Origin of the sequence: Stenotrophomonas panacihumi (genome assembly GCF_001431645.1) — a bacterium.
Classification (GTDB): Bacteria; Pseudomonadota; Gammaproteobacteria; order Xanthomonadales; family Xanthomonadaceae; genus Stenotrophomonas_A; species Stenotrophomonas_A panacihumi.
The window spans coordinates 1-2189 of the sequence record NZ_LLXU01000029.1 but is presented as its reverse complement, the minus strand read 5'-3'; the positions used below and the strand labels follow the sequence as shown (position 1 = coordinate 2189).

3 protein-coding genes are annotated in these 2189 nt (G+C 64.6%); 2 read left to right on the top strand and 1 reads right to left on the bottom strand.

Going from position 1 to position 2189, the window contains the following annotated elements:
- Positions 1 to 77: 77 nt before the first annotated feature.
- Positions 78 to 632 (bottom strand): YegP family protein, encoded by a 555-nt coding sequence (locus tag ARC20_RS18700; protein WP_237642481.1) that lies wholly within the window; start codon positions 630 to 632, stop codon positions 78 to 80.
- Between ARC20_RS18700 and ARC20_RS01435 the strand changes: the two genes are divergently transcribed.
- Together ARC20_RS01435 and ARC20_RS18855 are read left to right on the top strand one after the other, a co-directional pair.
- Complete coding sequence (locus ARC20_RS01435) at positions 631 to 1557, top strand: CorA family divalent cation transporter (RefSeq protein WP_057643234.1); 927 nt, start codon at positions 631 to 633, stop codon at positions 1555 to 1557. The genes ARC20_RS18700 and ARC20_RS01435 overlap by 2 nt on opposite strands.
- A 229-nt stretch (positions 1558 to 1786) precedes the next feature.
- Positions 1787 to 2189: ESPR domain-containing protein (locus tag ARC20_RS18855; protein WP_425480269.1), on the top strand; the 403-nt coding region annotated here is incomplete at its 3' end.

Here is a 2189-nt window from a genome sequence, read left to right as displayed (position 1 = left end):
GTCAACGTGGACATGGCGGTTCCGGCGGGTGGGGCGCGCCATGATAGGCCACCGCCCACCTGCCGGCGCGCCACGGCTCACGTCGCCTCGTTGACCACCCGTGCCCGGCCGGCGTTGGCCATGACCGAGGCGATGCCCTTCTCCCGCGCGGCCGTCGAACGATACGTCTCGCTGGTGCCGACCACCTCGCCGTTGCGCGCCACCAGGTTGAACATCGACTCGCCATTGCCGGCCAGCTTTCTCGCGAAGCCCCCCTCGCTCGCGGCGCTCCTGCGCACCGCGTCGATCCCGTTCAACGCAGCCGCCTCGGTGGTATAGCGCTCGCTGCTGAGGATGGTGCGGTGGTTGGGGGCGCGCAGCACGAAATGGAACTGCGCGCCGGAGCGTGACAACTTGAAGTACGCCTTCATCCTGGTCTCCCGGTTGGAGACGTCATGCTTGCCGCCGCGTGGTGACAGGAAAATCCGATCTTTCGAATCCAGGCGGCGGCCGATGTACACATGGCCGGGAGGGTGAGCCGCGTCCCGCGCCGGAACAGACCGTTGCCGGGCGGCCCGGCCCGCGGCGTTGACGCCTTCGCCGCGTCGGCGCGAGCATGCTGCCCATCCCGAACCCCTGTTGGCCAAGCCCATGCTGCGTTGCGTTCCCTACAACGGCCCCGATGCCTCGCCCCAGTGGTATGTCGACCTGTGCCAGCCCACCACCGAGGAGCTGGCCGACGCCTCGCGCCGCCTCGGCTTCGAGATCCCGGACCGCGCGGGGATCGGCGAGATCGAGTTCACCAGCCGCATCCGCTACGAGGGCGAGGCGCTGGTGCTGAACCTGCCGCGCTTCCAGTACGAAACCGAGCACGTGGTCGCGCCGTTGGGTTTCGTGGTCGCCCCGCAGGCGATGGTGATGCAGCGCGAGTACGACATCCAGGCGCTGGACAGCCTGCACGAGGAACTGAAGACGCAGCCGGCCAGCGGCTCGCACGACCTGTTCCTGCGCATCATCGAGCGCATCGTCGACCGCCTGGCCGATTTGCTGGAATCGCTCGAGAACACCATGAGCGAAACCTCGCGCGAAGCGTTCCGGCGCTCCAAGGACCGCCGGGCCACCCGGCACCTGGAGCGCATGCTGCAGGAGGTCGGGCAGATGGGTCGCCGCATCGGGGCATTGCACAACACCCTGCACGGGCTGCTGCGCATGATCACCTTCCTCGATGAAACCACGCCGGACGGGTTCTCCAGCGACGAGATGCGCAAGCGGATCAAGCTGATCCACAAGGACCTCAACTCGCTCAGCGAGTTCGAGCAGCAACTGGGCGATCGCATCGAGTTCCTGCTCGACAGCGTGCTCGGCCTGATCAACATGGATCAGAACGAAGTGATGAAGGTGATGGCGATCGCCTCGGTGGTCGGCATCCCGCCGACGGTGCTGGTGGGCGTGTGGGGCATGAATTTCGCCAACATGCCCGAGCTGCATTTCCACCATGGCTATGCGATCGCGCTTGGCGTGATCGCACTGAGCATCGTCGTGCCGCTGGTCTGGTTCCGGCGGCGGGGATGGATCTGAGTGGCGACATTCCGTTGATCAGAAGAGTTGGAAGAACTGTCGGATAACTGCTCCACAGAATTTCCATCTCGCGGATTGTCGCGTCAGGAATTCACTTGTTTTCATGTGGATTTATTCGATTCGGAAAGCGCGGCAATGCTTTGACAATGTCAGCATGGCTGACAACTTTTCGATAACTCCTGTCTCCTGCGACGCATCTAATGGATGGTGCGTGATGTGACTCGCTGAAATGTGTCGTCCATGCGAAGGGCCTATCGCTCCCGCATGGCCTCACATCATCAGCCAAGGAAACATCGCGATGAATCGCATCTACCGGATCGTATGGAATGCCGCCACCTGCCGCTGGGTAGTGGCATCGGAAATGGCGAAGGGGAGAAGGAAAAAAAGTGCCGGCAGTTCGGCGGCCACGGCAGCGGCGGTCACGCTGTTTTCGATGGGCGTGGGTGGGCCGGTCGTCATCGATTCGGCCCAGGCATTCGGGTTCTGCAACCTGTTGGTCGGCAATTGCACCACGTCGGGCGCGGGGGGCGGCGGCGGTTGGCTGACGATGCTCCCGAGGTCGACCACCGGGTGGGGCGGCGCAACGCGTGGCTGCGGTACCGCGCCGCTGGCGCGTTGCGCCGCCCCACCCG